This is a genomic window from Bradyrhizobium sp. USDA 223 (genome assembly GCF_044909005.1).
Classification (GTDB): Bacteria; Pseudomonadota; Alphaproteobacteria; order Rhizobiales; family Xanthobacteraceae; genus Bradyrhizobium; species Bradyrhizobium yuanmingense.
Genome location: NZ_JBIYDR010000001.1, coordinates 4,291,361 through 4,316,746, shown reverse-complemented (window position 1 = coordinate 4,316,746; position 25,386 = coordinate 4,291,361). Strand labels below are relative to the sequence as shown.

Genomic DNA, 25,386 nt, shown 5'->3' with positions numbered 1-25,386 from the left:
ATGTCGACGCCCGCATCGTTGTCGATGGAATGGAATTGCGTTGTTGAGTTTGATGCGAGCATGAACTTTCGGGAAAGCCTGCAAGTGGAGATCGCTTGTGGCACGACTGTTTATGGATTCGAGAATGCGCACGTCCAAGCGGACATTGAAGCGGCGGCGACACCGTGGTTTACGCCGAGAGCGGTCCTGCGTTTTTCTGTCGCTGTTTTCGCGAATGCAACTATTCCCTGCGCCGATCAATCTTTGGAAGCCATTTCCGAAAGCCGTGAGCTAACATTCCCTGACTACACGACGCTGCATCGATGCAGCCTCTACGGAAAGGTCCCGCCAGACGGGATTGCCGCCAGAGCGGACGGCAGTCTCGCAAGAGGATCGATCGCACCATCACTGTCCTTTACTCCGTCATCGCAACGGCGATCGGCGCACGGCGGAGCCTTGTCCAAATGGATCGCGGTATCGGGGAAGATGACATGACTGACGGAATCACTATCGACAACGTCATTCCGCGCGCGGATATCGTCAAACGATCGGCCCGTATTGGCGCGGAGATCAGAAACATCAAGCTTTCCGGCGATCTGCCGGATCGGACGATTGCGGCGATCAATCAGGTGCTGCTCCAGCATAAAGTCATCTTCTTCCGTGACCAGAATCATCTCGACGATGCCGGGCAGGAGCGCTTTGCCCATAGGCTCGGCAAGCTGGTGCCGCATCCGACGGTCGGCGCGACCAAAGGCACGGCCTCGATCCTCGAACTCGACTCCGCGCGCGGAGGTGGGCGCGCCGACCAGTGGCACACTGACGTCACGTTCGTCGATGCTTATCCGAAGATCTCGGTTCTGCGCGGCGTCGTGATCCCCGAGTTCGGCGGCGACACGATCTGGTCGAACACAGCTGCCGCCTATCTCGACCTGCCGGCGCCGCTGCGCAAGCTCGCCGACGAACTCTGGGCGGTGCACAGCAATGCCTATGACTACGCGGTCAAGACCCGCGCGAGCGAAGCCGACCGGAAGCAATTCGAGGAGGTCTTCACGGCGACGGTCTACGAGACCGAGCATCCCGTCGTCCGCGTCCATCCCGAAACCGGCGAGCGCACGCTGGTGCTCGGAAATTTCGTCCAGCGCTTGGTCGGACTGTCGAAATACGACGGCCAGAAGCTGTTCGATCTGTTCCAGTCGCACATCACAGCGCCGGAAAACACGGTTCGCTGGAGCTGGCGGCAGGGGGATGTCGTCGTCTGGGACAACCGCGCGACCCAGCACTACGCCGTGAACGACTACGGCGATCAGCACCGCGTCGTGCGGCGCGCGACCATTGATGGCGAGGTACCGGTCGGCATTGACGGCCGGCAGAGCGTCACCCGGATCAAGTCGACCAAGCCGCAAACAAAAGCCGCCTGAAGCAAGCAAGGGAGTGACTGCAATGAAAATCGTGGCTTCTGCCTTGCGCCGGCTGGTGGCCGGCTTGCGTGCACGGGCAAGAGTCCGGCAGATCGGCCTTGCCAGCGTTGCGCTGGCGGGCCTAGTCGGGAGCGCTGCGGCCGAGACGCAGCTCGAGAAGAACGAGATCCGTTACCAGGGTTGGGCCGGGCAGGTGACTTTCATCGAGCTGGCTGACGACCTCGGCTATCTCGCGCCGCTCAAGCTGAAATGGGTCGGGAACACCATCAGCGGTCCCCAGGATATCCAGACCGTGGTCACCGGCGATATCGACATCGGCGGTGCGTTCTACGGCGCGATCATCAAGTTGATCGCCGCCAAGGCGCCGATCAAGGCCGTGGTCGGCTACTACGGCTCGGACGACAACACGTACAGCGGCTACTACGTGAAGGAGGATAGTCCGATCAAGACCGCGCGGGACCTGATCGGTAAGAAGGTCGCGGTAAATACGCTGGGAGCGCACCATGAATTCGTGCTGCGCGAGTACCTGGCTCGCAACGGCTTGACGCCGGCAGAGGCGAAGCAGGTGACGCTGGTTGCGATCCCGCCGGTCACTGGTGAGCAGGCGCTGCGGCAGGGGCAGGTCGAGCTTAGCACGCTCGGCGGCGTCCTGCGTGACAAGGCACTCGAGCGCGGCGGCATTCGGCGGCTCTTTGCCGATACGGACGTCTTCGGGAACTTCACCGGCGGGGCCTATGTGCTGCGCGACAAGTTCATCAAGGACAATCCAAACACGTCCCGCAAGCTGATCGAGGGCGTGTCTCGTGCCATCGACTGGGCTCAGACAACACCGCCCGAGCAGGTCCGTGCCCGCTTCGAGCGCGTCATCGCTGAGCGCAAGCGCAACGAGGACGCCACCCCGATCAAGTACTGGAGGAGCACGGGCGTCGCGACCAAGGGCGGCGTGATCGGCGATGCCGAGCTCCAGGTGTGGATCGACTGGCTGGTCAGGGATGGCCTCTTGAAGCAGGACCAGCTCAAGCCGTCGGACCTCTACACCAACGCGTTCAACTATTTCCGCCCAGGCAAGACCGCGGAGGCCAAATGACGATAGCCAAGATCCGCTTCGAGCATGTGCGCAAGGACTTCCTGGTCCGCGGCAAGGATGGTGGGTCGGCGCAGCGCTTCACCGCGCTCGACGACATCACGCTGGATGTTCGGACCGGCGAATTCCTGGCGCTGGTCGGGCCGAGTGGCTGCGGCAAGTCGACCTTGCTGGATCTGCTCGGCGGCCTCGCCACGCCGAGCAGCGGTCGCATCCTGCTCGATGGCAAGGTCATCGAGGGTCCGGCGCGCGATCGCGGCATCGTGTTCCAGCAATATGCGCTGTTTCCTTGGCGCACGGCTGCGCAAAATATCGAGTTCGGGCTCGACATTGCCGGCCTGAAGGCCAGGGAGCGGCGGGCGAGGGCGCTGCACTATCTCGACCTGGTCGGGCTGTCCGGGTTTGCCGACCGCTATCCGCACGAGCTCTCCGGCGGGATGAAGCAGCGCGTCGCGATCGCCCGCAGCCTCGCCTACGATCCGGAGGTGCTGCTGATGGATGAGCCGTTTGCGGCGCTCGATGCTCAGACGCGGGAGACTCTCCAGGGCGAGCTGCTGCGGATCTGGCGCCGCACGGGAAAGACCATCCTGTTCATCACGCACGGCATCGACGAAGCCGTGGTCCTTGGTCAGCGCGTGGCGGTGATGACCTCGCGCCCCGGCCGCATCAAGCAAGTCATCGATATTCCCGATGAGCTGCACAGCGAGACCGAGGATGTGCGATCGCTTCCTGCGTTTGGGCATGTCAGGCACGAAGTGTGGTCCTTGCTGCGCAACGAGGTCTTGAAAGCGCAAGGTTTCCAGGCCGCGGCATCGGACGGCGATCGGGTCGCCAATACGGAGGAGCTGGCTCATGTCTAATCTGGAGATCCTGACGTTGATGGAACTGGCCGAGGGCAGCCCGAAAGACCGGGCCGGGCAACGCGCCGGCGTCGTTGCCGCGGCGACGGGTAGCCTGGTGCGATGGCTCGGCATCATCGGACAGCGATCCCTGCTGTTGCTGCTGTTCCTGGCCCTCTGGGAAACGGCGCCGCGCCTCGGTCTCATCGATGTGACCTTCCTGCCGCCGTTCTCCGAGGTGATCGCCGCGGGCTGGCAGCTTGCACAGAGTGGGGAGCTCTACGACCACGTCGGCGCAAGCCTGCTTCGGGCCCTGAGCGGTTTCCTGATCGCCATTGCCCTGTTCGTGCCATTGGGTGTGTTGACGGGATGGTATGTCGGGCTGGGCAATCTGTTGAGCCAGATCATCGAGATCGCGCGCAATACGGCGCCGCTTGCGCTGCTGCCGATTTTTATCCTGCTGCTTGGGATCGGCGAGCTCTCGAAGGTCACCATGGTCGTCTATAGCTGCGCCTGGCCACTGCTGCTGAACACGATCGCTGCGGTCCGCCAGGTCGATCCGCTTCTGGTCAAGTCGGCGCGGACGATGGGGGCGACGCCGAGCCAGCTGTTCCGGAAGGTGATTCTGCCGGCGTCGCTGCCGACGATCTTCGTCGGCATTCGCCTGGCGAGCGCCTCGGCGATGCTGGTGTTGGTGGCATCCGAGATGGTCGGTGCGAAATCAGGGCTCGGCTATCTCATCATCAACAGCCAGTACAGCTTCCTGATCCCGCAGATGTATTTCGGCATCCTCGGCATCACGGTGATCGGTCTCACCTTCAATGCGATCCTCGAGGCACTGGAGCGCCGCCTGATGCGCTGGAAGGCGCCGGCCATTTAGCCTGGCTTGTTGCGGGCCGTCGCTGCGTCACGATGCTGTTCCGGGGCACGTCCTGGGTCACCCAGACGTTGCCGCCAATGGTCGATCCCCGGCCGATCGTGATCCGCCCGAGGATGGTGGCGCCGGCATAGATCACGACGTCGTCGTCAACGATCGGATGCCGGGCGTCGCCCTTGATCAGATGGCCGTCGTCGTCAGTCGGGAAATGGCGCGCGCCGAGCGTCACGGCCTGGTAGATGCGGACATTGTCCCCGATGATTGCAGTCTCGCCGATCACGACACCGGTGCCGTGGTCGATGAAGAAGCCGGACCCGATGCTCGCGCCAGGGTGAATGTCGATGCCGGTCCTTGTGTGGGCGATCTCCGCGACCAGCCGCGCAACCAGCCGTGCACCAAGCTGATGGAGGATATGGGCCAGCCGGTGGTGGATGATCGCGGTCATGCCGGGATAACCGATCAGGATCTCCGGAAAGTTCCTTGCGGCGGGGTCGCCGACGAAGGCGGCGCGGAGATCGCTGATGATCAGCCCGCGCACGTCCGGGAGCTGGGAGGCGAACCGGCGTGTCAGGTCGATTGCGTCGTCGCGCCGGAAGCCGGCCGTGAGCTCGTCACCGATGAAGAGCGCGGCACGGTGGACCTGGTCGCACAGGCCGTCGAGCGCTATGCTGAGGCGGTTACCGACGAAATAGTCGATGTTCTCGCCGTCGAGGTCGAACTGGCCGTAATGGCGCGGGAACAGCGCTTCGGTCAGGCCGTCCAGGATCGCCTGAAGGGCTTCGCGCGACGGCGCCCGGCGCGCCTCGCCATCCCGGCGGATACTATGGGTCTCCTCGCGGGAGACGCGGAGTGCGGCGACGAGCTGCTCGAGCTGCCAGCGCTTTTGTGTCGGGCTATCGAGTCCCTTGTCGTCTGAGGGCTCGCGGGCCAAGTCGTGCTTCATGCCGCCTCACCTGACATGCGCCAGCGGAATGCTGATCTCGGCCAGCAGATCGAGGTCGAAATCATGCTTGATCTCGATGTATTGGCCGTTCCAGTACACCAGGCCGGAAAGCTGGGGCGACAGCTCGAAGCTCAAAAGGCTGCCGACGATGATTCCGTGCGAATAGCGCTCGATGATCTCCTCGACCCGGCATTCGACGGTCGCGAGCGAGTTTCCAAGCAGTGGCACGCCCGAGGTCCCGGCGGACCAGGGAATGCCTTGGAAGCGCTGTGGTCCCTTGAGGAGACCGTTGCTGAATCGGCTCGCGAGCTCCTGCTGGTCGGATCCGAGAATGTTGACCCCGAATACCCTGTGACGCTCGATCGGGGCAAAAGACGAGGCCTGCCGATTGAGGCTGACCAGCACACGCGGCGGGCTCGCGCTCAGCGAGGTCAGCGACGTGACTGTCATGCCCGTGATGTCGTCGTCGCGGCCGGCCGTGATGATGCTGACGCCACCGGCGAGGCGGCGCATCACGGCGCGGAACTGGTGCTCGATCTCATTGCTGTCTGTGACGAGATGGATGTCCGACCTTCCCATGTCTGTCTCTCCTTGCGTCGGACCGTCGAACAAAGGCGCCGTCTTGGCTAGAAGAAGCCTTTCGCCGGCAGCGGCGTGCCGCTGATTTCGTACTGGCCGATCGAGCGCGCCTTGTAAGTGGTCGGATTGTGCGACGACAGCGTGCGAGCATTGCGCCAGTGCCGGTCGAAATTGGTGACCTTCTTGGTCGCCGACGCGCCGCCGACGTCGAACAGCAGGCTGCCGCCGCGGATGGCAAAATCGTCCGCGACGATCTTGGCCTTGGCCGAGAGCAGGGCGGCGGTGTGGGCGGCTTCCGCGGCGTTCGATGCGCCCGCGTCGAAGGCATCGGTCGCGATGTCGAGCGCCTCGGCGGCCGCCAGCACCACCGTTTCGGCCGCAAACGCTCCGCTGGCGATCTGGCCGACGGTCTGCTGAAGCAGGGGATCATCGGTCGGAACTTCTGTGGGCGCGTAATAGAAGGTTCGCTTGCGCGAATGGATCAGGGCGGTCGCGTCGCGCAAGGTTGCGCGCGCGATACCGGCAACGACCGCGGTCAGGAACAGCTGCGCGAACGTGTTGGAGTAAGGCACGCCGTAGCCCGTGTCGGGTGTATCGAAGACGATCTCCTGGCTTTTGACCTTGACGTTGCGGAAATGCGTCGTTCCGGTTGCGGTGAGCCGCTGTCCGAGCCCATCCCAGTCGTCGACCAGCTCGATGCCATCGCGCTTGATCGGAACGATCGTCGCGCCGCTGATGCCATCAGGATCGGCGGCGCGGACTAGCACGTAATCCGAATACAGTGTGCCTGTGCTGTAGTATTTGGTCCCGTTCAGGAGGTAGTCGCCGTTTCCGTCAGGCGTGAAGGTCGTACCCGGCGTGACATTGCCGACGCGGGGGCTTTCGAGCTCGGTGGTGGCGAGCCCGATGATCGCGCCCTGCGCGACCGCCTTCTGCCACTCGCGGCTCTGCTCGTCCTTGGGCGTACGTACCAGCCGCTCCACCACGCTGAAATGGTTGCGCAGGATATGCGCGACATTGGCGTCGGCCTCGCCGAGGCGGATCACGAACGCGAAGAGATCGCGGATCGTGCTGCCGGCGCCGCCGGCGCTCACCGGAAGCCGCAGCGCGCCGAGGCGGGCGCGGCGGATGAGATCGATGATCTCGAAGGGCAGCACGCGGTCGCGTTCTCGCGCGCTCGCACCTTCGGCGATCTGGTTGAGCAACGCTTCCAGCTCCGGCGAGCCGGCCTTGAGCGGCTCGGATCTACCGAGGGAGGGGGCGGATACGGTCTTGTTCATTGTCCTGACCTGTTAACTAGAGCTGGGCGAGATGGTCGGTGACCTTGACCGGCTCGGGCAGAACCTTGCGCGCGACCAGCCAGTCGGCGGCCTTTTGCAGCTCGCTGATGAAGCGCTCGTCATTGACGGCGAAGTAGCGATACTTGCGCTTCGATGCGATGAATTGGTCGCGAACCTCGTCGCTGTACTTGCCCGCCTTCTGGGCGATGTACTCCGCCTCCTTGCCGTTCTCTGAGATCCACTTGCCTTCGGCGCGGAACGCATCGTTGACGGCTCGCACGAGGGCCGGGTTGTCGGTCGCGAATTTGCGGGTGGTCAGGTACGAGGTGTAGTCGATCTGGAAGTCGAGGTCCCGCCCTTCCAGGAAGATGTCGTGCGCCTTGTATTCGAGCCGGGCGATATCGACGCCGGGGCTCCACATCGACCAGGCGTCGACCTTGCCGGAGGCGAGCGCAGGTGCCGCATCGGGCGGATTGAGATAGACGAACTTGACCTTGGACCGGTCAACCTTGTGCTTCTCGAGCGCGGCCACCAGCAGGAATTCGCCGAGGCCGGAGCGGTTGACCGCGACCGACTTGCCGACGAGGTCCTCGACCTTATCGATGCCGGAGCCGTCCTTGGCGATGATCGCCGTGGTGCGGGGCTCGTAAACCACGAACTGGGTAAACACCAGCGGCGAACCGGCGATGATCGCGGCCAGCGCCGGCGTCGTGCTGCCGCCGAAGCTGAAATCGGCGCTGCCTCCGGTGACGGCCTGCAATGTCGGGGCGTGGTTCGGGAAGGGCCCGAGCCATTCGACCTTGATGCCGTCCTTGGCCAGCACCTTCTCGAACTCGCCGCGTTCCTTGGCTATCAGATTGAGACCGCTCATGCCCCAGGTCAGGCGAACAATATCCGTGGTGCGGCCAGTTGCGGCCTCGGCAAAGTCGCCGATGTTCAAGCCGGCGAGGGCGCCGACGCCGAAGGCCGCGGTGATGAGAAAGCTGCGGCGGGACGGCTTGGCGATGGAAGAGTCGGACATGATGGCCTTCCGTTGAATTAATGGGTGGAGTGCGAATTCACGCCGAGCTCGGCAAGGAGCTCGCTACGCGAGATCGGTGTCGAGCCGCTGCGCGCGGCGCGGTGCTCGTAGGCGATGGCGCCGTTCCGCATCACCAGGATGCGATCCGCCAGAGCAATCGCTTCGTCGACGTCGTGGGTGACGAGCAGAACGCCCGGCTGATGGTTGGCGACGAGCTCGCGAACGAGTTCATGCATGCGGATGCGGGTGAGCGCGTCCAATGCGGCAAACGGCTCGTCGAGGAGCATGAGCTCTGGCTGCTGCACCAGCGCGCGGGCCAGCGCGACGCGTTGGGCCTGTCCGCCGGACAAATTGCGCGGCCAATCGTCGAGACGGTCGCCAAGGCCCACCTCGGTCAACGCTTCGGCGGCGCGCTCTCGTGCGTCCGGCACCTGCAAACCAAGCGAGACGTTGCGCCAGAGGCTGTCCCAGGGCAGAAGTCGGTGCTCCTGGAATACCACCGCCGGCCGGCGCGGCGCGACGATGCGCCCGCCCTGGATCGAGTCCAAGCCGGCGAGCGCCCGCAGCAATGTCGTCTTGCCGCAGCCGCTTTCGCCGAGCAGGGCGACGAACTCGCCCCGTTCGATGCGCAAGTTCAGCTTTTCGATGACCACGCGGCTGCCGTAACTGCGAACGAGATTGCTGACGACGACGGCCGGGCCGGTTTCGAATGAAGCGGGCGACAGTGGAGCCACGTGAGCGTTCATCGTGCTGCCCCATAGTTCGGATGCCAGGCGAGAAGACGCCGTTCGAGAAAGCGTGCAATTCCATCGGCTGCGACGCCGATGAGCGCATAGATCACGATGGTCAGCACGATCACGTCGGTACGCAGGAATTCACGCGCGTCCATGGCGAGAAAGCCGATGCCCGATTGCGCGCCGATGGTTTCAGCGACGACCAGCGCAAGCCATGCCGTCGCCAGTGCATAGCGGACGCCGGTCAGGATCGACGGCAATGCGCCGGGGAGGATGATACGGCGTATCAGCTGAAGCGAGCTCAGGCCCTGGACGCGACCGAGCTCGAGCAGTTTGGGATCGACCTGGCGGATACCGAGCACCGTGTTGATGTAGATCGGGAAGGTGACGCCGAGGGCCACCAGGAAGATCTTTTGCGTCTCACCGACGCCAAGCCAGACGATGACCAGAGGCAGCGCTGCGAGGAACGGGATGGCCCGGATCATCTGCACGCTGCGGTCGATCAGAGCTTCGGCGATGCGGGAGAAGCCGACGAGAATGCCGAGGCCGCCACCAATAGCCGTTCCGATCACGAATCCTGCCGCCGCCCGCAGCAAGCTTACGCCGAGATCGTTGAGCAGTGTGCCCGAGGTTGCAAGCTTGAAGGCGGTGCGGATGACCTTGCTCGGTGCGGGCAGAACTTGCGGCGAGAGCCATCCTGCCTGTGCCAGCCATTCCCAGATGACGACCAGCACCACCGGCGCCAGCCACGAGAGAAGCTGAAGGCCGCGAGTGCCAGGTTTGTTTTTCGCGGCGGTGGGAGCGAGTGCGTTGCCGCCGCTTTGCGATGACGGCGCGCGGTCCGAACCGATCACGCTGCGGTCGATGCCGCTCAGTTCCATATTGCTCAAGACGCGAGACCTCGTTTCACGCACTGCATGTGATGCAAAAGGCGCGACGGCAATCACCTGCCGTCTTCACAAAATGTCCCACGAAATCGGGCTGGCAGAAATAGAGCGGTATTTCAATTGTCGTCGGCTCCGGAGTGATCTGCTGTCGTCGCCGCGCGGATGCGCGACAAAGAAAATCTTTTGATGCAGGTCTGCTTGAACTTGCAGCGGCGATTAGCGAGAACGCTCAAAGTCGAGAGAGTTACGGGAGAGCACGATGACGGCTGCACCTCTTCGCTTCGGCATCTGGGCGCTGGTGCATGGGCCGCGTGCCGCGCATCAGGACCCTGAAGAGCCCTACGATGCCTCCTGGGAGCGCAATCGGGATCTGATCCTTGCAGCCGAGGAGCTCGGGTACGATTCGACGCTGATCGCGCAGCACACGATCAACCCGCATCAGGAGGATCTCGATCAGCTCGAAGCCTGGAGCGCCGCTGCCGCGATTGCGGCGCTGACCAAGCGCATCGAGATCATTGCCGCCATCAAGCCATATCTCTATCACCCCGTGGTGTTGGCGAAGCTCGCGCTCGGCATCGAGAACATCAGTCGCGGCCGGTTTGCGATCAATCTGGTCAATGCCTGGAATCGTCCGGAGCTGGAGAAGGCGGGAATCGGCTTTCCCGAGCACGATGCGCGCTATGCTTACGGCAAGGAATGGATCTCCGTCGTGTCCCGGCTGATGGAGGGCGAGCGCCTCAATTTCAGCGGCGATCACTTCAACGTCACGGACTATGCGCTGCGGCCGACCAGCCTGTACCGCAAGCGCCCCGCCATCTATGTCGGCGGGGAATCCGAGCCGGCGCGCGATCTGGTCGCCGGCCATGGCGACGTCTGGTTCATCAACGGACAGCCGCTCGAGGATGTCGCCGGCCTGATCGCCGATGTCGCGGCGCGGCCGCGCGGTTCCTCGCCGCCATTGCGCTTCGGTCTGTCTGCCTTTGTCGTGGCACGCGAGACCCGGGAGCAGGCGCAGGCCGCCTATGAGCGGCTGCTCAGCCTCGCGGCCAAGGACGCGCCGATGAAGGCGATCCAGAAGCAGAATACCGACCCGAAAGTCGTGATGATGCAGACGATGCAGAAGACGCCGCGGGTCGGCAGCAACGGCGGCACGGCCGCGGGGCTGGTGGGCAGTTACGATGAGGTCGCGGCGCGCATCGAGGCGTTCCATGCCGCCGGCATCGAGCTCTTCATGCTGCAATTCCAGCCGTTCGAAGCAGAGATGCGGCGTTTCGCAGAGGAGATCATTCCCCGCGTTCGAGCGGGGCAATCAACTGGACCTGCTGCGAAGCTGGCCAGTCGATAGGGTCGCTGGTTGCGATCAGGCCGAGGCGACGGCGGGCGGCGGCTTTGCGTAGCGGCTCGTCGGCCGTGCCAAACCAAGATGGTCGCGCAATGTCGTGCCGGTGTATTCGGTCCGGAACAGACCGCGCTTCTGAAGGATCGGCACGACGGTATCGACGAAGGTCTCCAGGCCCGTGGGCAGAACGTCCGGCATCAGGTTGAAGCCGTCCGCAGCGCCTGCCTTGAACCAAGCCTCGATATCGTCCGCGACCTGCTCCGGCGTCCCGACGATGATGCGATGACCAACGCCTCCGCCGAGCGCGCGGATCAACTGGCGGACAGTGAGATTGCCGCGGCGGGCAAGGTTCACGGTGCCCTGGAACATGGTGTGATTGGCATTCGCCGGAAGCGGCAAGGGATCGGGAAGCGGCTTGTCGAGTTCGAGCAGAGCGGGGTCGATTTGAAGCGTGCCGGCGAGACGCGCCAGGCTGTATTCGATGGAGACCAGTTCCCAAAGCTCATCCTGCCGCCGTTTCGCTTCGGCTTCGGTGCTGCCGATGACGGTCGCAAGTCCCGGCAGAATCACAATGGAATCACCGGAGCGTCCGTAAGCCGCGGCACGCGTGCGCAGATCGCGCGCATAGGCGACGCCTTCCTCGATCGACTGCGCCAGTGTGAACACGGCCTCAGCATAGGCAGCGGCGAAGTCGCGGCCGTCGCTGGAGCCGCCGGCCTGCACCGTCACCGGTCGCCCCTGCGGCGAACGCGGCACGTTCAAGGGGCCGGCGACTGAATAATGCGGGCCGCGGTGGGCGATTGGGTGTACTTTCGACGTATCGACGAATCTGGCGCTCGCTTTGTCGCCGACGAAGGCGTCGTCCTCCCAACTGTCGAACAGGGCGTGGACGACCTCCGTGAATTCCTTGGCCCGCTCGTAGCGGGCCTTGTGTTCCAGCGCGCCCGAGAGGCCGAAATTGCGGCTCGACGCGGCATCTGCGGTGGTGACCGCGTTCCATCCCGAGCGGCCGCCGCTCGCGTGATCGAGCGACACGAAGCGGCGCGCAATGTTGTAGGGCTCGTTATAGCTCGTCGATACCGTCCCGATCAGGCCGACATGCGTTGTGGCGGCCGCGACCGTTGCCAAAATTATGGTCGGCTCCAGCGACGTGAACGACCGATAGTCGATGCGATCATTCACGGCCGGCGAATCCGCCAAAAAAATCGCGTCGAGCTTGCCGCGCTCGGCAATCTGCGCCACGCGGACGTAATGACCGAGGTCGAAGAATGCGCGCGGATCACTGTCGGGCAGGCGCCAGGCTGACGGATAGACGCCGGAGTGAAGCAGGTTGACGTTCAGGTGTAGTTGGCGTGGCAGCATTCGAATTCCAGAGGTCAGCTTTGTCCGATCGGGAGGCGCACGAAGATGGGCTCCCGATCAAGACCCTTTCGGCGACCAGATCTTGATGGTCGTGGTGTCGAGCTTCACCGGGATCAAACCCTCGGCGCGGAATGCATCGGCAATGCGCTGCTGCTCCGACAGGCCTGGTCCGGTGACTGCGCCCACCTGATAGGAGCGGTGGCTGTTCGCTTCTTCGACGATTGCCGCGTCGATACCCCAAAGCCCGGCGAGCAATGTAGCGGCGTCCTTTGGCTGCGCCTTCACCCATTTGCCGGTTGCGGCAAGCTTGGTGAAGATCACATTCAGCACCTCGGCATGCTTATCCGCATAGGCGGCCGACGCGAGGTAATAGCGCTTGTAGCTCGCAAGGCCGTTGCTGCCGTCGGACAGGATCCGGCCCTTGGTCTGATGTAGGGCGCTGGTCAGGAACGGATCCCAGGCGACCCAGGCATCGACATTGTTGCTGACAAACGCCGCACGGCCGTCCGCCGGCGTCAGATAGGCGGGCGTGATGTCCTTGAAGCTGAGCCCGGATTTCGCCAGGGCCGCAAGCAATAGATAATGGCTCCCCGCGCCCTTGGTCACCGCGATCTTCTTGCCCTTGAGATCGGCAACGGTCTTGATGGTTGTAGACTGCGGCACGACGATCGCCTGCGCTGCCGGCGAGGCGGCTTCCTCGGCGACATAAGCGAGCTTGGCGCCGGCGGCCTGTGCGAAGATCGGCACGGTGTCGGCAACATCAGCGCCGAAATCGATGCTGCCGATGTTGATGGCTTCCAGCAGCGGCAGGCCGCTGGTGAACTCGTGCCAGGAGATGGTGACCCCGAGCGGCGCGAGCGCTTTCTCCAGCTCGCCGTTCGTCTTCAGGATCGCCGTCAGCGTCGAGGATTTCTGATAGCCGATACGGATCTCTTCGGACATCGCGGGCTGAACGGACGCCATGGCGAAGATGCCCAGTGTGGCTGCGGCGAGGGTCCGCAGGCGGGAGATGAAACCAGACATGACAATGATCCTGAAGCTAAGCCGCCTTGGCGACGCGTTTGACAAACTGCAGGCCGCAATGTGCAGGCAAGCTAGGCCCTGTTGCAATTTCGGAATGCGGTGCAGTTAGAGAAGGAAGCGTCTCTGGCCGGACACAATCTGAGAAAGGAATTTTCCAGGCGGTGCAGCTTGTTGTCTGAAATCGGCCCGCCCGCTATTCGGCGGCATCCGATCGCAGCGGGTCGGCTGAGCGTCGAAAACCCGCGCCGGGATGCGTCGTGTGGAGCCGTGGGCCGCGTCCCGGGAATAGCTTTTCGCGCAGCGTGCCGTCGCGATAGGCGGTCTTGTAGACGCCGCGCGATTGCAGCTCCGGCACAACGAGATCGACGAAGGCGTTCAGCGATTCCGGCGCGACCAGCCGGAACAGGTTGAAACCGTCGACGTCGGTCTCGTCAGCCCAGGCAATCAGCTCATCGGCGACGTCCTGCGGCGAGCCGACCACGAAGGGCGACCGGGCGCCGGCGCGGCTGAGCTTCGCGAGGTCGCCGACCTTGACCGGCCGGTCGCTCCGGACCGTAAAGTTTTCGACCATCGACTGGATGGCGTTGCTCTCGACATATTCGATCGGCTGGTCCTGCCGATAGGTCGAGAAGTCGATGCCGGTCCAGCCCGACAGCAGGGCGAGCTGGCCGGTCTGGTCGACATGGCGGGCGTAGTCCTCGAGCAGGTCGTTCGCCTCGGCCCGTGTCGGCGCCGCGATCACGGTCGCGCCGGCAAACAGGCGGATGTCGTAGGGATCACGGCCATAGGCCTTGGCGGCTTCGCGTATCTCGCGAACGGCACGCGCAAGGATCGGCTTGGTCTGGCCGTTGAGAAAGATCGCTTCCGCGTGCTGGGCGGCGAACGCGCGGCCGCGCTTCGAGGTGCCGGCCTGGTACAAAAGCGGGGTTCGCTGCGGCGAAGGCTCGGCGAGATGGATGCCGTCGACCTTGAAGTAGGGGCCTTCATGAAGAACGCGGTGGAGCTTTGCGGGGTCCGTGTAGATGCGGCTGCTACGGTCGCGGCGAACCGCGTCATCCTCCCAGCTTCCCTCCCATAGCTTGTAGGCCGCGGTGAGAAAGTCCTCGGCCGCGTCATAGCGGTCGTCGTGGGCGCGGCCGGCCGGAAGGCCCATGCCGCGCGCGCCGCTATCGAGATAGCCGGTCACGATGTTCCAGCCGATCCTGCCCCGGGTCAGATGATCGAGCGTCGAAAACGTGCGTGCGAGTTGATAGGGGTGCTCGAAGGTCAGGTTGGACGTGATGCCGAAGCCGAGATGTCGCGTGACGAGCGCCATGGGGGACACGAGCAGCGTCGGGTCGGCGTTGGGCAGCTGCACAGCATGCAGCGCGGCGGCATCGGCAGTGCCGCCATAGACGTCGTACACGCCGAACACGTCGGCCAGGAAGATGCCGTCGAGCAGTCCGCGTTCCGCGGTCTTGGCGTAGTCGACCCAATAGTCAAGCGTGTTATAGTCGATGGACGCATCGCGCGGATGAGACCACAGGCCGGCCCAATTGTGGCTTGGTGCCGTCATGTTGAAGGCGTTGAAGCGGAGCTCACGCGGTCTCGTCATGGTTTGGCCCGATCGTCATCGCGAAGCACATCCGCTGCGCCTGATCATTTTTAGCATCTTGCCCAAGCGAGTTTGTTTCCAATTCGGAAAAGGCGCGGAAACAAACGCGTTGCGAGGCGGCGATGATGCAGCACATGCATCGCTATTTTTCTGACACGCTCGACAGAGGCAGAATCCAACCGCATCATTTCCGTCGCCAAGCACGGCTTGCCGCGCATTACGCGCGCTCTCGAATCGAAAGGGGAATTGCAGATGGCTTTGGAGACCCGGAACTTCGAGACGCTGGCCTTGCACGGTGGTTCGTACCGCACCGATCCCGCCACCGGCGCGGTGGCGGTTCCGATCTACCAGACCACGTCGTTCCAGTTCGAGAACGCCGATCATGCCTCGCGCCTGTTCGCGCTGGAGCAACTGGGTCCGATCTATACCCGTATCGGCAATCCGACGCAGGAGGCGTTCGAGACGCGGCTTGCGGCATTGGAAGGCGGGGCGGCCGCCCTTGCCGTCGCCTCGGGTCAGACCGCCTCCGCCTTCGCAATCTTCAACATCGCGCAAGCCGGCGACAACATCGTGTCCTCGACGGACCTCTACGGCGGAACCTGGACGCTGCTCTCGCAGACCCTGAAGCAGTTCGGCATCGAGGTGCGGTTCGTCGATCCGGCGGACCCCGAAAACTTCCTTCGCGCGACGGATGCGAAAACGCGGGCTTATTTCGGCGAGACGCTCCCGAACCCCAAGCTGAACGTGTTCCCGATCAAGGAGGTCGCCGATATCGGTCGCTCCCTCGGCGTCCCGCTCATTCTCGACAACACGGCCTCGCCGCTGATCGCGCGTCCGTTCGAGCACGGCGCAGCGGTGGTGGTCTATTCCGTGACCAAATATATCGGCGGCCACGGCACCGCGATCGGCGGCGCCATCGTTGATGGGGGAAACTTCGACTGGGCTGCGCATGCGGAGCGCTTCCCGCTGCTGAACAAGCCTGACGAGGCCTATCACGGCGCAATCTGGACCGAGGCGGCGAAGCCGCTTGGTCCGATCGCCTACATCCTGCGGGCTCGCGTCAAACTGTTGCGCGACCTTGGCGCGTCGATCGCGCCGCAGAACGCCTTCCAGTTCATCCAGGGTCTCGAGACCTTGCCGCTGCGGATCCGACAGCACAATGAGAACGCGATCAAGGTCGCGAACTTCCTCGCGAAGCACGCGTCGGTGTCAAACGTGATCTTCCCAGGTCTGCAGACCGGAGAGAACCGGCGCAGGGCAGACGTTTATCTTAAGGGCGGCTTCGGAGGGCTGGTCGGTTTCGAGCTGAAAGGCGGCGTCGAAGCCGGCCGTCGCTTCATCGATGCGCTCAAACTGTTCTATCACGTCGCCAATATCGGCGACGCCCGCTCGCTTGCCATTCACCCGGCATCGACGACGCATCAACAGCTGACTCCGGCTGAGCAGCTCGCAGCCGGTGTCACGCCCGGCTATGTCCGCCTGTCGGTCGGGATCGAGCATCCCGACGACATCCTGGCGGATCTCGGTCAGGCGCTGGCGCAGGCCGATGCCGGCACGCGCAAGGCAGCCTGAAGCGCATCATCCAAATTGCAACGGGAATCTGGAATTATGAAAATCCTTCGTCGTACTGCCCAGGCCGCAGCTCTCTGGCTGGCATTCACAGCGGCTGCCTTCGCAGGCGAACCGCTGAAGATCGCGACCAGCGCTGGCCCGGTTGCGCAATTGGCGTCGTTTGCCGCCAAGCTCGCCAAGGACAAGGGACAGGATGTCAAGATCGTCGAACTGTCGGACTGGGTGGCATTGAACGAGGTCGTGAACAGCGGCGACGTCGATGCCAATCTGTTTCAGCATGCGACATATCTTGCGCTTCAGAACAAGCAGCGCGGCTTCAATCTGGTGCAGGTCGACAAGGTCGGGGTGATTGCGCCAGTCGGCCTGTTCTCGAAGAAGATCAAGAAGCTCGACGAGATCAAGTCGGGCGATAGCGTCGCCATTCCAAACGAGCCGCTCAACGGCGCGCGCGGTTTGATCCTGCTGGAACGGGCCGGGCTGATCAAGCTCGCGCCCGGCAAGGGCTTTTCAGTCAGCAAGCTCGACATCACTGACAACCCAAAGAATCTCAAGATCGTCGAACTCGACCCAGCGCAGACCTATCGATCGCTTGACGACGTGACGCTGGGGCTCGTCAACATCACCTATCTGATACCCGCCGGCGGCGATCCGAAGTCCGCTCTGATCGTCGACCGGACCGTCGACGAGGCTCTCGTGCTGCGCTTCACGGCCCGGCCGGATAAGAAGGACGATCCGCGATTGAAGGCCTTCATCCAGGTATTCAATTCGCCGGAGGTGAAGCGGTTCATCGAGGAGAAAATCCCGGCGTTCATTCCCGCGGGGTTCAGCAGCTAGGAGATCGTCCCTTCGGGAAGCCGCGCCATGATCTATGTCGTCGACGTGAATCAGATGAGCTTTGCCTTCGTGGCCGGCAGCGATAGCCAAGCTTCGGAGATCGTGAGATCGCCGGCGTTTGTGCAGGCTCTGGGGCGCTTCTTCCTGAATCGACAAGGCTCCGGGTTTTCGAACCATCGCCCGCGTGCCGCAACCGTTCAGGAACTTGCTCTCTTCAACGACATGTCGTCCGAGTTCGCGGATGCCACGGCGGACGTCCTGGTTGCCCGCGTAGCGTAGCTTTGCAGCGATTGCGCGTGGCGGCCGAAGGGTTGAGCGGAAATGAGGTTGGAGACGAGTGATGACGAAGCCACCTGACCGTGCCGAGAAGCTGTCGAGTTCGGCAGGATCCGTCGTCTTCGACGCCGATGTGCTGGTGCTCGGTGGCGGTCCCGCGGGCACATGGGCCGCGATCAGCGCCGCCGAGCATGGTGCGCGTGTCGTGCTGGCGGACAAGGGGTTCTGCGGCACGTCAGGCGCGACTGCGGCAGCCGGCACCGGTGTCTGGTATGTCGACCCCTCTCCGGAGCGCCGCGAGGCCGCGATGGCCAGCCGTGAGAAGCTCGGTGGCCACCTCCAGGACCGCGGCTGGATGGTGCGCGTGCTGGACCGGACCTACGTCCAGAGCAACCAGCTCGCCGAGTGGGGCTATCCTTATCCCGTCGATGACGAGGGCAAGCCGCAGCGCAATTCGCTCCAGGGCCCGGAATACATGCGGCTGATGCGCAAGCGGACCAAGCAGGCCGGCGTGACCATCCTCGATCATTCACCCGCGCTCGAGCTGCTGGTCGACGGCAACGGCGTGGTGGCGGGAGCTACGGGCTTGCGCCGCCAGAAGGGGGATCGCTGGGCGGTGAACGCCAAGGCCGTGGTGATCGCCACCGGCGGGTGCGCCTTTCTCAGTAAGACGCTCGGTTCGAACGTGCTGACCGGCGATGGCTATCTCCTCGCTGCGGAAGCGGGCGCGGAATTCACCAGCATGGAGTTCTCCAACGCCTACGCGATCTCGCCGGCCTTCGGATCGGTGACCAAGACCTTGTTCTATGGCTGGGCGAGTTTCACCGACGAGCAAGGCAGCGTCATTCCCGGCGCGTCGTCGAAAGGCGGACGCTCCGTGATTGCGCGCGCGCTCCGTCGAGGCCCTGTATACGCCCAGCTCGACCAGGCGGATGTCGAGACCCAACGGCACATGCGCGTGTCACAGCCGAACTTCTTTCTCCCGTTCGACCGCACCGGTATCGATCCCTTCACGCAACGCTTTCCCGTCACGCTGCGCCTCGAGGGGACCGTTCGCGGCACGGGAGGCCTGCGGATCATCGACGACAGTTGCGCGACGACCGTGCCGGGTCTCTACGCCGCAGGCGATGCCGCGACCCGCGAATTGATCTGCGGCGGTTTCACCGGCGGGGGCAGCCACAACGCCGCCTGGGCGATGTCGTCGGGCTATTGGGCCGGCCAGGGTGCCGCCGAGTTTGCGCGACAATTGGGCACAACTACCGGGCGCCAGGTTCTCCGGCGCGGCACCGCGGGCCTGCGCTCCGGCAACGGTCGGCCGTTGCAGGGCGGCGCGCTCGCGCGGAGCGTTCAGGACGAGGTGTTCCCCTACGAGCTGAATTACTTCCGCGAGGCCGGGCGATTGGGCGAGTCGCTCGGTCGGCTGGATGCGTTGTGGTCGAATGCGTCGGCTGCCGATGCGCCGGACGAGCAGGAGCTGCTGCGTGCACGCGAAGCGGCCGCCATGCTGGCGACCGCGCGCTGGATGTATCGCAGCGCGCTGGCGCGTCAGGAAAGCCGGGGCATGCATCGCCGTGACGACTACCCCGAGCTAGACGACCGCTACCGCCATTTCGTGACCGCCGGCGGGCTCGACGACGTCTGGACGTCGCCGCGTCCGCTGGTGTCTGCGCAGTATTCGGAGGCCGCTGAATGATCGAGGTCATCGATGCCGAACGGTGCACGGCCTGCGACATTTGCGTGAGCGTGTGCCCGACCAATGTCTTCGACAAGACCGACGGCATTCCCAGGATCGCGCGCCAGAGCGACTGCCAGACCTGCTTCCTGTGCGAGCTCTATTGTCCCGAGGATGCTCTGTTCGTCTCGCCGTTCGCCGACGCGCCGCAAGCGGTCGACGTGGCGGCCTTGAAGGAGGCGACCCTGCTGGGCAGTTATCGGCGAGCGGTGGGCTGGGTCGAGGAGAGCCGCCACCTGCGGACGGCTGATCGGAGCTATCGGCTGTTCGGCCATTGAGTTTCATGTCGTCTCTGGAGGCCTGCCATGAGCGGAGATCGCCTCTTTCTGTTGAAGCCGGGATTTGAAGATCCCGAGCGGCCCGGCCGCTTCTTCGTCTGCCCGCACTGCAACGCGATCGAAGGAGTGCTGGCGTCGTTTCCCGGATTGGCAACGCAGATCCAGGTGCACCGCCTGCCGTTCGCGCGTCCGCGAACGGCCCTCATCGAAATCCTGGGCGAGGAGCATCAATCGCTTCCGGTTCTGGTCTTCGATGAGAGCCGGCCGGTGCCTGAGGACGCAGGCGTTGCCAATGGCCGGCGCTTCATCGATTCCTCGGAGCGAATACTCCGCTATCTGGCCGATCGCTACGCATTCCCGCATGTTCACCATTAGAGCATGATCCCGAAAAGTGTGAAGCGCTTTTCCGAAAAGATCATGCTCAAACAACAACCTAAAGCGCGATGACGAGTCATCCTAGTCTCATCGTGCTTTAGGGCCGATCGGGATCATCGGCATTCTCCCTAGGTTTGCACCTGCCCCCAGCGCTGCACCGTGATCCGCGTCAGGCTCCGGAAGATCACGCCCTCCACAAGAAGACCGATCAGGATCACCGTGAGCAGTCCCGCAAAGACGCTCGCCGTCTCCAGCTGTGCGCGGCTGGTGTAGATGAACCAGCCGATCCCGCCGGACCGCGCGCTGACGCCGAACACCAGCTCTGCCGCGATCAGCGTGCGCCAGGCGAACGCCCAGCCGATCCGCAAGCCCGACAGGATCTGCGGGAAGGCCGCGGGCACCAGGATTTCCGCGACGAACCGGCCGCCCGATAGGCCAAGGTTGCGGCCGGCCATTCGCAGCGTCGGCGGCACCGCGAGGAAGCCGCCGTAACACGCAAGCGCTACTGGCCATAGAACGAGTGCACGATGACGAAGATGAGGCTCGGCGTTCCCACTCCGAACCAAAGTAGTGCAATGGGAAGCAGCGCGATGGCGGGAAGCGGATTGAACATCGACGTCAACAGGCCAAGGGCCTCATTGCCCCAGCGCGACAGGGCGGCGAGGGTTGTCAGCACGGCCGCGATGGCAACGCCAAGTGCGTAACCGGTGATGAGAACCCGCAACGAGGTCAACGCGCGGTTCGGCAGCTCGCCCGACCGGACCGCCGACCATAGCGCCGACAACGTCGCGACCAGGGTCGGCAGCAGAAGCGCGTTGTCGAGCCAGCGTGCATAGAGCTCCCAGGCGAGCGCAAAGCCGGCGAGGATGATGAAGCGTCGCCAGGACGTGCCTGCAAGCGCACGCCGTCGCGCCGGCGCATGAACGAGTTTGGGGGCCGCGATGTCAGACATGGTCGATTCCCGGTGCGGAAAACACGCTCTCCTGGATCCGCCGCTCCAGCTCGCCAAAGCCCGAGCTGCCGCGCACGCGGACTTCCGGCGGGACCTCGAAGGTGGCGGCCAGCCGTCCCGGATGTGGCGTCAGGGCCAGGATGCGGGTTCCGACGCGGATCGCCTCGTCGATGCCATGGGTTACGAACAGGGCGGTGTTGCCGGTTTCCTCACACAGCTTGAGCAGTTCGTCCTGCATCTGCCGCCGCGTCAGGGCATCAAGTGCGGCGAAGGGTTCGTCCATCAGCAGCAGTGCCGGCTCCAGCGCAAAGGCTCGCGCGATCGCGACGCGCTGCTTCATGCCGCCGGACAAGGTGTGAGGGAAAGCGTCGACGAAATTCTTCAGCCCGACGCGCTCGAGCCAGCGCCGCGCAATGCCCTCTGCATCTCGCCGCGGCAGCGATTTTCCCCGTTCCAGACAGCCTGCTGCTGGCCGAACTCGGTGGCCTCGATCGCAGTACCAGACGATGTTCTGCCTCGATGACGACACGCTCGAGGCCGGCTGAGAAAGCATCCTGGCCAGCAAGGGCGATCTGGGACATCTCTTGTTCTCCGCCACCGCCGGGCTTGCAGATCTGAGCGGCCGTCTCGGTTCTGCACGAGCGGACGCCGAGGCCATCTTTCGGCCCGGGAGACGATCGGGCATCCTCGTCGACCTCAAGAAGGATCTAGCGGCTCTCAAGGAAGAACGAGAGAGAGTAGACACCGTCCGGTGGGCCGTGCAGTTCGAGATCCAGGAAGTCGCCGGCTTTCGCGGATCGAAGGGGCTGACGGACCGGGCCGTGGCGAATGGTTACCGCCATCGCTTCACGGTCGGAAGCACGTTCGCGGCGCGTCGACTTGCAATCATGATGGCACCGCTAATCGCGTCCGGAAAGGTCGTATTATGGATCGACGGGACGATCGCGCGCCCGCAACCAGCTTTGGCCGCGTAGTGCCGGTCGACGTCCGTAGCCGGAAGGGAGCCCCGCCGTTGGCGGGGCTTCTGCGCGATGTGTTGATCAGAGTCGCCGACCACCCCACATCTCGACCATGATCGACCTTGACCAATATATCGAGCGCGTCGCCCGGAGCGCCGGCAAATACGTGGATCTGACGGATTACGCGGCGAAAGTTCTCGGCGATCGCTACGCGAACGGAGACCAGACCGTCGTCGAATGCGTCGATTTCCGCCGCACGATGTTGGCGGTCGACGACCGGGACACGCTGAAGTGGCAACTGCAGCTCGGATTCTTTCCCGTCGGCTTGCCGGCTGATGTCCAACTCGGCGGTTACGCGTTCGCGGCCGAAGTAGCCAGCGCCATCCTGAAGCTGAGAATGCGTACGGCGTGCGCGCCGTACAGGCGCACCGATCCCCTATTTAGCGGTTCGCCGGCGCTCTGGAGCAGCGTACGCGACGGCGAATTGATCGACTTCGCCGCCCTCACTCAGGAGCTTGGAAGCGAGGTCGTGGCGGTCCCGAAGGGCTTCGGGAAAATCGCCGACGAACTCGATCCGGCGCTCGTCGAGTGGCTGAGACGGAACAATCCGACGTCACCGTTCTTCGTGCGGCTCGCTCCTGATCGCTTCTACAACCAGAAGCCGCCGATGATGCTGACGGAAGCGGTGATTGCGCCCGGTCGTTTCGACGCTTTGATGAAGTTTGACATGTATCCCGGCCAGCGAGAATACGGCGAATACGTGCTGCAAAAGGATGCCTTGGACCCCGAAGAATCCAGCGCCGTTGATCGACTATGAGGTCGAGAGACTACGCAGGCTGGAAATCCGAGCGCAGAGACGCGGCGACATCGTGAGCATGATGATCGAGGAGTTGCCGGCTCCCGATGCCCCCGACGGTTTGATGGTCGGCCGGTGCATCCATCTGGACACGCGCGCGCCTAACAAGACCGCGATACGCGACGTGAAGCTTTCGCATCTCGATCTGGCGCTCAACGTCTACGAAGGGGCTGTCAGAAACGAACGTTTCGGCACCAGCCTGAAAGACGGGAAAGTCACCGATGCCAGCTTCAGGACGCATCTGATGCGGATCGAAGGCATTCCCTTGCTGACGCTCCTGCCGATCTGTGCCGGATTCCTCAGGTCGACGAGCCTCTTGCGCGAGTGGTTCAAGGATCTGCAGCAGCCCAAGTGCGCTATCGCAAGTCGGAGCGCAGGTCCCTGACGGCTTTGCCAGGACGCTCCCTAAATAAAGTCGGCAGGTGCCCCCGGTATTGCGGACTTCCGCCGCGATCGCGTCGAGATGAGACCTCTGCCGTGCAGGAGTGCTTTTCCACGGCGGTGCGACCGTCGCATCGATCTCGGTCGGTCGAACCTCAAAACGCCTCGAAATCGGGTGAGATTGACGGTCCGTATCGCTCAAAGGGTGGTACACAGCGGTGGTCACAGAATCCGACCGGGCTTTTCAAGAATCCTTGTTTTTCGGCGGTTTTCGCGCGTATGGCGGTGTTGGGAAGAGAGTCCCTCCCTCTCCGCCATAATAAACGGCTTAGAGAAAGCCCCGCAAAATCAGGCTTTTCTGCACACCAAGGACTGTTGGTGTAGCCCCCGAGTGTAGCCCCAAGGGTAGCACTAGCTTGCCACGGCAGGTTGGGAGTTGCAATGCCGTCGAACCGGCAGCCTTAACAACGCGATCAGATCGCGTCGTCAGATGAGCGGGCCGCGCCCCGGCCGTGGGCGGTCGGGCAAGAGGTCGAAAAGGTCGCGCGTGCGACCGCCACGGGCGAACTCTCCAGGCCTGACGAATGCCGGCGGATGGCGCGCGTCGGACGGAAAGAGCTTAGACAGCGCCGACCGCTGCGCCTTCGCGATCCGGCGCTCCCGCTGCTTGTCGAACATGCCGGATGCTTCCCAGATGTTGACCTCGGTCCTGCCGTATCCGCCGTCCGGATGTCCCTTCCGAAAAACGACCCGGGCGTGATCCGCGAGAAAGGCCGCAAGCTGCGCATGGTCTTCGAAGTAGGCGCTCTCACTGGTCTTCTTGCTCAGAACGTACCCATGCCCGTCCGCGCAGGACAGGATGTCGTAGTGATTGGGACATTTCGTGGAGATCCACGGCGAGGTCCGCAGATCGTCCGCCATGACGCCGAGCGGCAGATCGAGACGGTCGATGAGATGAGATAACGCCTGCCGCGCGATCTCCAGCCCCGCGACGAAGTCCTTGCCCCGCCCGTCGGAGGTGTGCCACGCCTTGAGCCTTCCTTCTCAGGAGGCGGCGATCTGGCCGAAATCCGAAACGCGGGGCTCATCTGGTCGTCGCTCTACAATCCTGGCGGTCAAGGCTATTATGGAGATCCGGCAGCGGCGCGAAGTGGAAATCCGGACAAGATCCTGGATGCAACGGTCGACGGACTTGCCTCGTTTTTCGACGACTTCTGGATGCGTCGTTGTTGGTTGCGCCGGCATCCTGACTGGTTGTCGGCAAGCTGCAAAGCTTGAAGAGCTCGGATCGATAGGATTTTAGACCAGTGAATTGGCCGCGAACCGGTGCTCGGGTAGGCCCTGCGCGATGCCGTGAATGGCGAAGAGATTGCCGGCGTGAGGCTCCGCACTCAGTTGGCCAGCGTTGAGAAACTTTCGCGCGCTCGTGACGAACAAGGTCTTCAGGTCGCTTCCACCGAAGCATACGCATGTCGGATTCGTCACCGGCAAGGAAACGACGGTGTCGATCTGGCCATCTGGACGATAGCGCACGATGCGGCCTCCCGAGAAGAACGCCGTCCAGAGCCCGCCATGAACATCGACACAGGCGCCGTCAGGGCGTTGTTTGGACGCGGTGTAGTCTGCGAAAAGCCGCCTGTTGCCGATCACGCCATCTTCGAGATCGAAATCGAAACACCAGGTGCAATAGCGGCGAGTGTCGGTGAAATACAGGGTACGATTGTCCGGCGAAAACGCGATACCGTTGGTTACGATGACATCTCCAAACATGCACGTCACCGTACCGTCTCCGTCAATCCGATAGAGCGAGCCGTTGGGGCGATGCAGCTGGTTGTCCATCGTCCCGATCCACAGACGGCCGCGTGCATCGACGCGGCCGTCGTTGAGCCGGTTGTCCTTGTGGGTTTCAACTTCACAGAAGTGGCTTAATTGACCGCTTGCCGGATCGCGGCGTCTCAAGCCCAGGTCCTGCGCAAAGACGTGTGAGCCATCCGAAGTTAGCGCCTGGCTGCCGAGAAACCGGCAGTCGTAACGAGACGACCTATGAGCCCCCGTCGACGGATCGAACGATTGATGAAGCTGCCGGTCGATGTCGATCCACCAAAGCTTGGCCGACCGGCCGCACCACAGCGGCGTCTCGCCCAAGATGTCTGCGGCAGGCACTGCGGTTTCCACCTTGTGGGCAGAAATGTTCGTCGCCGTGGCCACGATG

Annotated in this window: 27 protein-coding genes and 1 pseudogene; 15 read left to right on the top strand and 13 right to left on the bottom strand. The window is 63.5% G+C overall.

All coding sequences use genetic code 11. From position 1 onward, the window contains the following. Genes ABIA40_RS19990 through ABIA40_RS19970 form a run of 5 tightly spaced genes read left to right on the top strand, consistent with a single transcriptional unit; the run spans nucleotide 1 to nucleotide 4,200 of the window. On the top strand, nucleotides 1–474 hold the full coding sequence (locus ABIA40_RS19990) for a hypothetical protein (RefSeq protein WP_404542993.1): 474 nt from the start codon (nucleotides 1–3) through the stop codon (nucleotides 472–474). Further along, nucleotides 471–1,397: a TauD/TfdA dioxygenase family protein gene (locus ABIA40_RS19985; RefSeq protein WP_404542992.1), complete on the top strand. Its 927-nt coding sequence runs from the start codon at nucleotides 471–473 to the stop codon at nucleotides 1,395–1,397. The genes ABIA40_RS19990 and ABIA40_RS19985 overlap by 4 nt, the downstream gene beginning before the upstream one ends. Before the next feature lie 22 nt (nucleotides 1,398–1,419). After that, entirely contained in the window at nucleotides 1,420–2,484 is a 1,065-nt protein-coding gene (locus ABIA40_RS19980; protein WP_404542990.1) for an ABC transporter substrate-binding protein, read from the top strand. Further along, a complete protein-coding gene (locus tag ABIA40_RS19975; RefSeq protein WP_404542988.1) occupies nucleotides 2,481–3,341 on the top strand; it encodes an ABC transporter ATP-binding protein in 861 nt (286 codons plus the stop codon). The genes ABIA40_RS19980 and ABIA40_RS19975 overlap by 4 nt, the downstream gene beginning before the upstream one ends. Then, a complete protein-coding gene (locus tag ABIA40_RS19970) occupies nucleotides 3,334–4,200 on the top strand; it encodes an ABC transporter permease (protein ID WP_404542986.1) in 867 nt (288 codons plus the stop codon). Before ABIA40_RS19975 ends, ABIA40_RS19970 begins: the two co-directional genes overlap by 8 nt. On the opposite strand, the gene epsC is transcribed toward ABIA40_RS19970, so the two are convergent. Genes epsC through ABIA40_RS19940 form a run of 6 tightly spaced genes read right to left on the bottom strand, consistent with a single transcriptional unit; the run spans nucleotide 4,139 to nucleotide 9,635 of the window. Next, nucleotides 4,139–5,140 (bottom strand): serine O-acetyltransferase EpsC, encoded by a 1,002-nt coding sequence (gene epsC / locus ABIA40_RS19965; protein ID WP_404542984.1) that lies wholly within the window; start codon nucleotides 5,138–5,140, stop codon nucleotides 4,139–4,141. The two genes, ABIA40_RS19970 and epsC, sit on opposite strands and share 62 nt — an antisense overlap. Nucleotides 5,141–5,146: 6 nt before the next feature. Further along, nucleotides 5,147–5,719, bottom strand: coding sequence for a flavin reductase family protein (locus tag ABIA40_RS19960; RefSeq protein ID WP_404542982.1), 573 nt, complete (start codon nucleotides 5,717–5,719; stop codon nucleotides 5,147–5,149). Between the two features lie 47 nt (nucleotides 5,720–5,766). After that, nucleotides 5,767–6,999: an acyl-CoA dehydrogenase family protein gene (locus tag ABIA40_RS19955; protein ID WP_404542981.1), complete on the bottom strand. Its 1,233-nt coding sequence runs from the start codon at nucleotides 6,997–6,999 to the stop codon at nucleotides 5,767–5,769. 16 nt (nucleotides 7,000–7,015) lie between these two features. Continuing rightward, a complete protein-coding gene (locus ABIA40_RS19950) occupies nucleotides 7,016–8,020 on the bottom strand; it encodes an NrtA/SsuA/CpmA family ABC transporter substrate-binding protein (RefSeq protein ID WP_404542979.1) in 1,005 nt (334 codons plus the stop codon). 17 nt (nucleotides 8,021–8,037) lie between these two features. Beyond that, nucleotides 8,038–8,766 carry an ABC transporter ATP-binding protein gene (locus tag ABIA40_RS19945; RefSeq protein WP_404542977.1) on the bottom strand — a complete coding sequence of 243 codons (729 nt, stop codon included), beginning with the start codon at nucleotides 8,764–8,766 and terminating at the stop codon, nucleotides 8,038–8,040. Further along, nucleotides 8,763–9,635: an ABC transporter permease subunit gene (locus ABIA40_RS19940; RefSeq protein WP_404546284.1), complete on the bottom strand. Its 873-nt coding sequence runs from the start codon at nucleotides 9,633–9,635 to the stop codon at nucleotides 8,763–8,765. Before ABIA40_RS19940 ends, ABIA40_RS19945 begins: the two co-directional genes overlap by 4 nt. Nucleotides 9,636–9,900: 265 nt before the next feature. Between ABIA40_RS19940 and ABIA40_RS19935 the strand changes: the two genes are divergently transcribed. Continuing rightward, nucleotides 9,901–10,986: an LLM class flavin-dependent oxidoreductase gene (locus ABIA40_RS19935; RefSeq protein ID WP_404542976.1), complete on the top strand. Its 1,086-nt coding sequence runs from the start codon at nucleotides 9,901–9,903 to the stop codon at nucleotides 10,984–10,986. Nucleotides 10,987–11,001: 15 nt separating this feature from the next. On the opposite strand, the gene ABIA40_RS19930 is transcribed toward ABIA40_RS19935, so the two are convergent. The 3 genes from ABIA40_RS19930 to ABIA40_RS19920 form a co-directional block, all read right to left on the bottom strand. Beyond that, nucleotides 11,002–12,342, bottom strand: a complete 1,341-nt coding sequence (locus tag ABIA40_RS19930) for an LLM class flavin-dependent oxidoreductase (RefSeq protein WP_404542974.1) — start codon at nucleotides 12,340–12,342, stop codon at nucleotides 11,002–11,004. Nucleotides 12,343–12,399: 57 nt separating this feature from the next. Continuing rightward, the gene (locus tag ABIA40_RS19925; RefSeq protein WP_404542972.1) at nucleotides 12,400–13,365 is read right to left on the bottom strand and encodes an aliphatic sulfonate ABC transporter substrate-binding protein; all 966 of its coding nucleotides are present in this window, start codon (nucleotides 13,363–13,365) and stop codon (nucleotides 12,400–12,402) included. 193 nt (nucleotides 13,366–13,558) lie between these two features. Then, the gene (locus tag ABIA40_RS19920) at nucleotides 13,559–14,959 is read right to left on the bottom strand and encodes an LLM class flavin-dependent oxidoreductase (protein WP_404542970.1); all 1,401 of its coding nucleotides are present in this window, start codon (nucleotides 14,957–14,959) and stop codon (nucleotides 13,559–13,561) included. A gap of 252 nt (nucleotides 14,960–15,211) precedes the next feature. On the opposite strand from ABIA40_RS19920, the gene ABIA40_RS19915 reads away from it, so the two are divergent. The 6 genes from ABIA40_RS19915 to ABIA40_RS19890 all read left to right on the top strand — a co-directional run bounded on the left by ABIA40_RS19915 (nucleotide 15,212) and on the right by ABIA40_RS19890 (nucleotide 20,026). Then, a complete protein-coding gene (locus ABIA40_RS19915; protein ID WP_404542969.1) occupies nucleotides 15,212–16,531 on the top strand; it encodes an O-acetylhomoserine aminocarboxypropyltransferase/cysteine synthase family protein in 1,320 nt (439 codons plus the stop codon). A gap of 36 nt (nucleotides 16,532–16,567) precedes the next feature. Continuing rightward, nucleotides 16,568–17,365 (top strand): MetQ/NlpA family ABC transporter substrate-binding protein, encoded by a 798-nt coding sequence (locus ABIA40_RS19910; RefSeq protein ID WP_404542967.1) that lies wholly within the window; start codon nucleotides 16,568–16,570, stop codon nucleotides 17,363–17,365. Between the two features lie 27 nt (nucleotides 17,366–17,392). Beyond that, a complete protein-coding gene (locus ABIA40_RS19905; RefSeq protein ID WP_404542966.1) occupies nucleotides 17,393–17,644 on the top strand; it encodes a hypothetical protein in 252 nt (83 codons plus the stop codon). A gap of 61 nt (nucleotides 17,645–17,705) precedes the next feature. Further along, on the top strand, nucleotides 17,706–19,334 hold the full coding sequence (locus ABIA40_RS19900; protein ID WP_404542965.1) for an FAD-dependent oxidoreductase: 1,629 nt from the start codon (nucleotides 17,706–17,708) through the stop codon (nucleotides 19,332–19,334). Beyond that, nucleotides 19,331–19,651, top strand: coding sequence for a ferredoxin family protein (locus tag ABIA40_RS19895; RefSeq protein WP_404542963.1), 321 nt, complete (start codon nucleotides 19,331–19,333; stop codon nucleotides 19,649–19,651). Before ABIA40_RS19900 ends, ABIA40_RS19895 begins: the two co-directional genes overlap by 4 nt. Before the next feature lie 27 nt (nucleotides 19,652–19,678). Continuing rightward, the gene (locus ABIA40_RS19890; protein ID WP_404542961.1) at nucleotides 19,679–20,026 is read left to right on the top strand and encodes a DUF3088 domain-containing protein; all 348 of its coding nucleotides are present in this window, start codon (nucleotides 19,679–19,681) and stop codon (nucleotides 20,024–20,026) included. A gap of 128 nt (nucleotides 20,027–20,154) precedes the next feature. Here ABIA40_RS19890 and ABIA40_RS19885 read toward each other — a convergent pair. After that, a pseudogene (locus ABIA40_RS19885) lies at nucleotides 20,155–20,978 on the bottom strand (ABC transporter permease). Further along, a complete protein-coding gene (locus tag ABIA40_RS19880) occupies nucleotides 20,971–21,543 on the bottom strand; it encodes an ABC transporter ATP-binding protein (RefSeq protein WP_404542959.1) in 573 nt (190 codons plus the stop codon). The pseudogene ABIA40_RS19885 and the gene ABIA40_RS19880 overlap by 8 nt, the downstream one beginning before the upstream one ends. A 19-nt stretch (nucleotides 21,544–21,562) precedes the next feature. Between ABIA40_RS19880 and ABIA40_RS19875 the strand changes: the two genes are divergently transcribed. From ABIA40_RS19875 to ABIA40_RS19865, 3 genes are all read left to right on the top strand, one after another. Further along, a complete protein-coding gene (locus ABIA40_RS19875) occupies nucleotides 21,563–21,952 on the top strand; it encodes a hypothetical protein (protein WP_404542958.1) in 390 nt (129 codons plus the stop codon). Nucleotides 21,953–22,049: 97 nt separating this feature from the next. After that, nucleotides 22,050–22,754, top strand: a complete 705-nt coding sequence (locus tag ABIA40_RS19870; protein ID WP_404542956.1) for a hypothetical protein — start codon at nucleotides 22,050–22,052, stop codon at nucleotides 22,752–22,754. Beyond that, nucleotides 22,741–23,178, top strand: a complete 438-nt coding sequence (locus tag ABIA40_RS19865; protein ID WP_404542954.1) for a hypothetical protein — start codon at nucleotides 22,741–22,743, stop codon at nucleotides 23,176–23,178. The genes ABIA40_RS19870 and ABIA40_RS19865 overlap by 14 nt, the downstream gene beginning before the upstream one ends. A gap of 482 nt (nucleotides 23,179–23,660) precedes the next feature. Here ABIA40_RS19865 and ABIA40_RS19860 read toward each other — a convergent pair whose 3' ends face one another. Next, entirely contained in the window at nucleotides 23,661–24,095 is a 435-nt protein-coding gene (locus tag ABIA40_RS19860; RefSeq protein WP_404542952.1) for a hypothetical protein, read from the bottom strand. A 378-nt stretch (nucleotides 24,096–24,473) separates the two neighbouring features. Next, the gene (locus ABIA40_RS19855; protein WP_404542950.1) at nucleotides 24,474–25,382 is read right to left on the bottom strand and encodes an SMP-30/gluconolactonase/LRE family protein; all 909 of its coding nucleotides are present in this window, start codon (nucleotides 25,380–25,382) and stop codon (nucleotides 24,474–24,476) included. Nucleotides 25,383–25,386 lie beyond the last annotated feature (4 nt).